This window comes from Isoptericola haloaureus, assembly GCF_036689775.1.
GTDB lineage: Bacteria > Actinomycetota > Actinomycetes > Actinomycetales > Cellulomonadaceae > Isoptericola > Isoptericola haloaureus.
The window spans coordinates 289,572-297,500 of record NZ_JBAGLP010000105.1; the positions used below are offsets into that span (position 1 = coordinate 289,572).

The 7,929-nt window shown below is 72.3% G+C and carries 7 protein-coding genes; 5 read left to right on the plus strand and 2 right to left on the minus strand.

Annotated features, from left to right (window positions below; genetic code table 11):
* The first annotated feature begins 116 nt into the window (after window positions 1–116).
* Genes V5O49_RS03280 through V5O49_RS03295 form a run of 4 tightly spaced genes read left to right on the plus strand, consistent with a single transcriptional unit; the run spans window position 117 to window position 5,707 of the window.
* Window positions 117–2,351, plus strand: a complete 2,235-nt coding sequence (locus V5O49_RS03280; protein WP_332900975.1) for an alpha-galactosidase — start codon at window positions 117–119, stop codon at window positions 2,349–2,351.
* Between the two features lie 49 nt (window positions 2,352–2,400).
* Window positions 2,401–3,342, plus strand: a complete 942-nt coding sequence (locus tag V5O49_RS03285) for a carbohydrate ABC transporter permease (protein WP_332900976.1) — start codon at window positions 2,401–2,403, stop codon at window positions 3,340–3,342.
* A gap of 9 nt (window positions 3,343–3,351) precedes the next feature.
* Window positions 3,352–4,305: a carbohydrate ABC transporter permease gene (locus tag V5O49_RS03290; RefSeq protein ID WP_332900977.1), complete on the plus strand. Its 954-nt coding sequence runs from the start codon at window positions 3,352–3,354 to the stop codon at window positions 4,303–4,305.
* A 7-nt stretch (window positions 4,306–4,312) separates the two neighbouring features.
* Window positions 4,313–5,707, plus strand: coding sequence for an ABC transporter substrate-binding protein (locus V5O49_RS03295; RefSeq protein ID WP_332900978.1), 1,395 nt, complete (start codon window positions 4,313–4,315; stop codon window positions 5,705–5,707).
* Between the two features lie 30 nt (window positions 5,708–5,737).
* On the opposite strand, the gene V5O49_RS03300 is transcribed toward V5O49_RS03295, so the two are convergent.
* Together V5O49_RS03300 and fdxA are read right to left on the minus strand one after the other, a co-directional pair.
* Window positions 5,738–7,087: an FAD-dependent oxidoreductase gene (locus V5O49_RS03300; protein WP_332900979.1), complete on the minus strand. Its 1,350-nt coding sequence runs from the start codon at window positions 7,085–7,087 to the stop codon at window positions 5,738–5,740.
* Entirely contained in the window at window positions 7,084–7,410 is a 327-nt protein-coding gene (gene fdxA, locus V5O49_RS03305; protein ID WP_332900980.1) for a ferredoxin, read from the minus strand. The genes V5O49_RS03300 and fdxA overlap by 4 nt, the downstream gene beginning before the upstream one ends.
* 148 nt (window positions 7,411–7,558) lie before the next feature.
* Here fdxA and V5O49_RS03310 point away from each other — a divergent pair.
* Window positions 7,559–7,929: superoxide dismutase (locus V5O49_RS03310; protein ID WP_332900981.1), on the plus strand; the 371-nt coding region annotated here is incomplete at its 3' end.

Below are 7,929 nucleotides of genomic sequence, written 5' to 3' on the forward strand. Positions count from 1 at the left end.
CAACTGCAGAACGAAGACCTCCACTGAAAGTGAAGTGGCTCACGCTCTGCGGGCGTCTTGACACCTCTATTAGTTCTGACGTAGAAATAACTAGTACCGACGACGAAGAGGTCACCATGACGATGCAGACATACCTGGCTGACGCCGCGGGCACGGCTGACACCGCTGGCACCGCGGACGCCACCACCCCGGGCCCGACCGACGGGCTGTGGCACCTGCGGGCCGCCGGGGTGAGCCTGGTCCTCGAGGTCGCCCGCAGCGCTCTGCCGCAGATCCTGCACTGGGGCGCCGACCTGGGGGACCTGCCCGCGGACGAGCTGGACGCCCTGCGCGCGGCGGCCGTGCCGCCGGTGGCCTCCGGCACGCCGGACGCCCCCGTGCCCCTGACGATCCTGCCCGAGCAGTCCGCGGGCTGGCTCGGCACCCCGGGCGTCACCGGCCACCGGGACGGCGCCGACTTCTCCACGCGGTTCGTCGTGGAGCAGGTGCGGCTCGTGCACGACGTCGAGCGCGACGGCGCACCCGTGGCGCACCGGATGACCGTCGACGCCCGCGACTCCGAGGCCGACCTGGCCCTGCGGATCGAGATCGAGATGCTTCCCGGCGGACTCGTGCGTGCTCGTGGGCGGCTGCGGAACACCGGCGCCGCGGTCTTCACCGTGGGCTCCCTCGACCTCGCGCTGCCCCTGCCGCGCGAGGCCGACGAGATCCTCGACTTCACCGGCCGCCACCTGCGCGAGCGCAGCCCGCAGCGGCACGACTTCGTGGCCGGGACCCACCTGCGCGAGTCCCGGCGCGCACGCTCCCACGACGGGACCCTGCTGATGACTGCCGGACGCCGCGGGTTCGGCTACCGCTCCGGCGAGGTCTGGGGCGTGCACGTCGCCTGGTCGGGCAACACCCGGACCTTCGCCGAGCAGGGCATGCCCACCGGCGAGCGGCTGCTCGGCGCCGGCGAGCTGCTCCTGGCGGGCGAGGTGCGGCTGTCCACCGGCCAGGCGTACGAGAGCCCGTGGGTCTACGCCTCCTACGGCGACGGTCTCGACGAGCTCTCCCACCGGTTCCACACCTACCTGCGTTCCCGGCCGCAGCACCCCGGCACCCCGCGCAAGGCGCTCGTGAACGTCTGGGAGGCCGTGTACTTCGACCACGACCTCGACCGGCTCACCGCGCTCGCCGACGCCGCGGCCGCCGCCGGCGTCGAGCGGTACGTGCTCGACGACGGCTGGTTCCGCGGGCGCCGCGACGACACCGCCGGGCTCGGCGACTGGACCGTCGACGACGACGTGTGGCCCGAGGGCCTGCACCCGCTCGCCGACCACGTCACCGGGCTGGGCATGGAGCTGGGCCTCTGGTTCGAGCCGGAGATGGTCAACCCCGACTCCGACCTCGCCCGCGCGCACCCCGAGTGGATCCTGCAGACCGGGAACCGGATGCCGCCGGAGGCACGCCACCAGCAGGTCCTCGACCTCGCCCACACCGGCGCCTGGGAGCACGTCTACGGCCAGATCGACGCGATCCTCGCCGAGTACCCGATCGGCTTCGTCAAGTGGGACCACAACCGCGACCTCGTCGACGCCGGTCACACCGCGACCGGCGGGGCCGGCGTCCACGCCCAGACGCACGCCGCGTACCGGCTGCTGGACGCGCTGCGCGCCGCCCACCCGCACGTCGAGTTCGAGTCCTGCGCGGGCGGTGGCGGCCGGGCGGACCTGGGCATCCTCGAGCGCACCGAGCGGATCTGGACCTCCGACTGCATCGACGCGCTCGAACGGCAGACGATCGAAGCCGGTACCGGTCTGCTCGTCCCGCCCGAGATGCTCGGCTCGCACATCGGGTCGCCGACGTCGCACACCACCGGGCGCCGACACGAGCTGAGCTTCCGCGGGGCCACCGCGTTCTTCGGCCACCTCGGCATCGAGTGGGACCTCACCGCCGCCTCCGAGGCCGAGCGGAGCGAGGTCGCGCGCTGGGTGGCGGCGTACCGGCAGCACCGAGACCTGCTGCACCACGGTCGGAGCGTCCGCACCGACGACCCCGACCCCGCCCTGCGGGTGCACGGCGTCGTGCGCGAGGGTGCCGGCGAGGCGATCTTCGCCGTCGTGCAGCTGACGACCGGCGTGTGGGCCCCACCGGGCCGCGTCCGCCTGCCGGGGCTGGACCCGGACACCACCTACGACGTCCGCCCCCTGGCTCCGGGAGACGTGGTCGAGCCGGGGCACGGCGAGGCGCTCCCTCCGTGGTGGTCCGACGGCGTGCGGCTCAGCGGGCGGACGCTCGCCGGTGCCGGGGTCCAGCTGCCCCACCAGTTCCCCGAACGGAGCGTCCTGCTCCACGTGACCGCGGTCTGAGAAGCCCGCCCCCCGAGAAGCTCGCGACGAAGCGACAGGAGCGACCGACATGGCAGTCGTGACACCGCCGGCCCCGCCGGCACCCGGAGCCCGCGCACCGCAACGGCTGCGCCCCTCCGGCCGACCGCGCGGGGACCTGCGCGCGGCGATGGTCTTCCTCATCCCGGCGACGGTCGGGTTCGTGGTGTTCTACCTCGTCCCCGCCGTCCGCGGGGCCTGGTTCAGCCTCACGGACTACTCGGTGCTGGCACCACCGCAGTTCGTCGGTCTCGACAACTACCGGCGCCTGGTCGACGACCCGCTCTTCTGGAACGCGATGGGCGTGACCGGCTACTACGTCGTCATCAACATCGTCGTGCAGACGGTCGTCGCCGTCGGCCTCGCGGTGCTGCTGCAGCGGATGACCCGCTCGATCCTCGTGCGGGGCGCGGCGCTGCTGCCGTACTTCGTGGCGAACGTCGTCGTCGCGCTCGTCTGGTTCTTCATGCTCGACTACCAGATCGGCATCGTGAACGTCCTGCTGGGCAAGGTCGGGATCGACCCGCAGGCGTTCTTCGGCGACCCCGCTCTCGCGCTGCCGACGATCGCGCTGATCAACGTCTGGCGGCACATGGGCTACACGGCCCTGCTGGTCTTCGCGGGTCTGCAGACCATCCCGCCGCAGGTCTACGAGGCGGCGTCGCTGGACGGGGCCTCGGCGTGGCGCCAGTTCCGGTCGATCACGCTGCCGCTGCTGCGGCCGGTGCTCGCGCTGGTGCTCGTCGTGACCGTCACCGGGTCGTTCCAGATCTTCGACACCGTGGCCGTGACCACCGGCGGCGGCCCGGTCGACGCCACCCGCGTCATCTACCTCTACATCTACGACCTGGCGTTCGCCCAGCTCGACTTCGGCTACGCGTCCGCGCTGTCCGTCGTCCTGTTCGCCGTCCTGCTGATCGTCGCGCTCGTGCAGCTCCGGCTGCTGCGGGCGGGCGAGTCGGACAACTCCTAGGAGGCCCCCGTGTCGACGACGACCACCACCCCCTCCACCGCGACGGGGCCGAGCACGGCCCCGGTCGCCCCCCGACGGAAGGTGCGCCGCCCCGTCCCGTGGGGACGCATCGGCGGCTGGATCTGCCTCGTCGTGATCCTGCTGATCACGATCTTCCCGTTCTACTGGATGCTGCGCACCGCGCTGTCGGACAACCGGGCGCTCGCCCTGGAGGCCGACAGCCTGCTGCCCGCCGAGTTCACCCTCGACGCCTTCCGCCGCGTCTTCGGTCTGACGACGCTCGAGGAGTCGCTCGCCCAGGGCGGTGCCGGTGGCCGGATCAACTTCTGGCTCTACCTGCGCAACTCGGTGATCGTCGCGGCGTCGATCACGCTCGGGCAGGTGCTCTTCTCGGCCATGGCCGCGTACGCGTTCGCGCGGCTGCGGTGGCCCGGACGCAACGCCGTCTTCGCGCTGTTCCTGTCGGCGCTCATGGTGCCGGGCATCTTCACCGCGATCCCGAACTTCGTGCTCGTCAAGGAGCTCGGGCTGCTGAACACGTTCCCCGGTCTCATCCTGCCGACGTTCTTCATGACGCCGTTCGCGATCTTCTTCCTGCGCCAGTTCTTCCTGGGGGTACCCCGCGAGGTGGAGGAGGCGGCGCTCATCGACGGCGCGGGCAGGGCCCGGGTGTTCCTGCGGATCGTGCTGCCCATGACGGCGGCTCCGATCACGACGCTCGCCGTGCTGACGTACATCACGGCCTGGAACGAGTACTTCTGGCCGCTGCTCGTGGGCCAGAGCGACGACGTGCGCGTCCTGACGGTCGCGCTGGGCATCTTCCGCTCGCAGACGCCGCAGGGCAGCCCGGACTGGTCGGGGCTGATGGCGGCGACGCTGGTCGCCGCGCTGCCGATCGTCCTGCTCTTCGTGGCGCTCGGTCGTCGCATCGTCAGCTCCATCGGCTTCTCCGGGATCAAGTGAGGACCTCATGCACCGCAGTGACACCACCCCGACCCAGCCCGGGATCGCCCGCCGGCTCCGCCTGCCCGCCGCCCTCGTCGCCACCGGGGCCCTCGCCCTGGCCGGGTGCGCGACCTCGTCGGGCCCCGGCGCTCCGGACGGCCAGGTGACGCTCACCTACTGGATGTGGGACGCCAACCAGGTGCCCGGCTACCAGCAGTGCGCCCAGGACTTCGAGGAGGAGAACCCGGACGTGCTCGTGAACCTCGAGCAGTACGGGTGGGACGACTACTGGACCCAGCTCACGGCCCGCATGGTCGCCGAGAGCGCCCCGGACGTCTTCGTCGACCACGCCCAGCAGTTCGGCAAGTACGCGAGCTTCGACCAGATCCTCGACATCAGCGATCGCGTGGAGGCCTCCGACATCGACCTGGACCAGTACCAGGACGGCCTCGTCGACCTGTCGCGCGGACCCGACGGCGGGCTCTACGGCCTGCCGAAGGACTGGGACACCGTGGGGCTGTTCTACAACGCCGACATGGTGGCCGAGGCCGGCTACGCGCCCGAGGACCTGTGGGAGCTCGAGTGGAACCCGCGCGACGGCGGGACGTTCGAGGAGTTCCTGGCCCGGATGACCGTGGACGAGAACGGGGTCCGCGGCGACGAGCCCGGGTTCGACCCGAGCCGCGTGGACGTCTACGGCCTCGGGTACAACGAGAGCGGCGGCGGGTTCGGCCAGGTGCAGTGGGCGCCCTACGCGCTGAGCAACGGCTGGACCTACGCCGACACCAACCCGTGGCCGACGTCCTTCGACTACGACGACCCGGCCCTGGCCGAGGCGATCGAGTGGTGGCGCTCCCTGATCGAGAAGGGCTACATGCCGCCCCTGCCCGTGGCGACGTCCGGCATCGGGACGATCGAGTCCCTCGGCTCGGGCGGGTACGCCGCGCTGATCGAGGGCTCGTGGAACTCCCGGGCGATGGCGGAGCTCCAGGGTGTCGACGTCCGGGTGGCGCCCACCCCGGTCGGGCCGACCGGTGAGCGCGCGTCGGTGTTCAACGGGCTGTCGGACGCGATCTACGCCGGCACCGAGCACCCCGACGAGGCCTGGCGCTGGGTCGAGTACCTGGCGAGCCCCGCGTGCCAGGACGTCGTCGCGGCCGAGGGACGGGTGTTCCCCGCCATCTCGAGCTCCTCGGAGAAGGCCGTGGCCACGTTCTCCGAGCTCGGCATCGAGGCCGACGCGTTCGCCGTCCACGTCGAGGACGGGACCGGCACTCTCTCGCCGGTCACGGACCGCTGGTCGGAGGTCCAGTCGATCATGCAGCCCGCGATGGACGAGGTCATGTCCTCGACCGACGACCCGGGTCCGATCCTCGCCGACGCCGACGCCCGGGTGGACCGGGTGATGGCGGACGAGTGACCGGCGGCGCCGGGGTGCCGGTTCAGACCGTCACCCCGGCGCCGAGCGCGACGAGCTCGGACCGGTCCACGATCTTGGTCCGCTCCCGGCCCGACGCCGCACCGAGCCGCTGCTCGGCCGCGTCGATGCGCAGCCATCCCTCCCAGTCCACGACCGGCACGCCCCGCCCGCGCAGGATCGCGTCCGCGGCCCCGGACCCGGGCCGCCGCTGCCCGGCGTCGGCGGCGAGCAGCGTCTCCACGGTCTCCTTGGCGTCCGACCGGGTGGCACCGATGAGCCCGACCGGACCCCGCTTGATCCAGCCGGTCGCGTAGAGGCCGGGCACGGGGACGCCGTCGCCGTCGAGCAGGCCCCCCGCGTGTGCGGGACGACGTGCCGGACGGGGTCGAACGGCACGCCCGGGACCGGGGAGCCCACGTAGCCGACGGCGCGGTAGACGGCCTGGACCGGATGGTCCTCGACCTCACCGGTCGGTTCCGCGTGCCCGAACCCGTCCGGTGCCGTGCGCTCGGTCCGCAGTGCCTCGACACGGTCGGTGCCGAGGATCGCCGCCGGAGCGCGGTGGAAGTGCAGGTGGACGCGGCGCGAGGCCCGACGGTCCGCGGCGGGCACCGCCGCCCACCGCTCGAACGTCCGCAGGACCTGCCGCTTCGGCGCGAGCTGCCGCACCATGCGCTCGGTGTGCTCGTCGCGCACGATCTGCGCCGGGTCGACGACCACGTCGACGTCCTCCTGCTCGCCGAGCTCGCGCAGCTCGCCGGGGGAGAAGCGCACGTCGACGGGTCCCCGGCGGGCGAACACGTGGATGTCGCGGACCGCGCTCGCGGTCAGGCCCCGGCGGACGTTCTCCGACAGGTCGGTCCGCTCGAGCGTCCGGGCGTGGCGGATCAGCATCCGGGTCACGTCGAGGGCGACGTTCCCGGCACCGACGACGGCGACGGACTCGGCGTGCAGCGGCCACTCGCGCGCGACCTCGGGGTGGCTGTCGTACCAGGAGACGACGTCGGCCGCGCCGAACGACCCGGGCAGGTCGACGCCCGGGACGTCGAGGCGGGCGTCGCGCTGCGCACCGGTGGCCACCACGACGGCGTCGTAGACGGACCGCAGCTCGTCGATCGTCACGTCGGTGCCGACCTCGACGTTGGCCAGCAGCCGCACGTCGGGGTGCTCGAGCATCCCGTGCAACGAGTCGATGATCCGCCGGATCTTGGGATGGTCCGGGGAGACGCCGTAGCGCACGAGGCCGTACGGCGTGGGGAGACGCTCGACGACGTCGACCCGCGTGCCCGGTGCGAGCTCGGTGAGGAGCCCGGCCGCGTAGATGCCCGCCGGCCCGGCGCCGACGACGGCCACGCTCAGCGGCCGCGCGCCCCGGGTCACGACGCGCCCCCGCCGTGCGGGACCGCGGTGACGACCGCGTGGTCGCGGGGCACGACGCCGAGCCGTGCCGCGCCGCCGGGCGAGCCGAGGTCGTCGAAGAACTCGACGTTCGCCCGGTAGTAGTCGCTCCACTCCTCGGGGACGTCGTCCTCGTAGTAGATGGCCTCGACCGGGCACACCGGCTCGCAGGCGCCGCAGTCCACGCACTCGTCCGGGTGGATGTACAGCGAGCGCTGCCCTTCGTAGATGCAGTCGACCGGGCACTCCTCGAGGCAGCCCTTGTCCTTGACGTCGACGCAGGGCTCGGCGATCACGTAGGTCATGCCCGGCGACGCTAGGACCTCGAGCGCGCTCGAGGTCCAGGCCCCGCGACCGGGCTCGGGGTGTGACGCTCGTCTCCGTTGACCTCGACCGGGGTCGAGGTCCTAGGTTCGGGACGGATCGTCCCCTCCGACCACCGAAGGACACCCGATGACCGTCTACACGCTGCCTGACCTGCCCTACGACTACAGCGCCCTCGAGCCGCACATCAGCGGCAAGATCATGGAGCTGCACCACGACAAGCACCACGCCACCTACGTCGCCGGCGCGAACACCGCGCTGGACAAGCTGGCCGAGGCGCGCGAGTCGGGAGACCTCGCGGCGGTCAACCTGCACGAGAAGAACCTCGCGTTCCACCTCGGCGGGCACACCAACCACACCATCTTCTGGCACAACCTGTCCCCCGAGGGCGGCGGCGAGCCCACCGGCGAGCTGGCCGAGGCCATCAAGGACCAGTTCGGCTCCTTCGCCGCGTTCCAGGCGCACTTCGCCGCCACCGCCACCGGCATCCAGGGCTCCGG

Excerpts from the sequence above, each read along its gene's own strand:
- V5O49_RS03295 (WP_332900978.1), top strand. The coding sequence starts at position 4,313 with ATGCACCGCAGTGACACCACCCCGACCCAGCCCGGGATCGCCCGCCGG.
- fdxA (WP_332900980.1), bottom strand. The coding sequence starts at position 7,410 with ATGACCTACGTGATCGCCGAGCCCTGCGTCGACGTCAAGGACAAGGGC.
- V5O49_RS03280 (WP_332900975.1), top strand. The coding sequence starts at position 117 with ATGACGATGCAGACATACCTGGCTGACGCCGCGGGCACGGCTGACACC.
- V5O49_RS03285 (WP_332900976.1), top strand. The coding sequence starts at position 2,401 with ATGGCAGTCGTGACACCGCCGGCCCCGCCGGCACCCGGAGCCCGCGCA.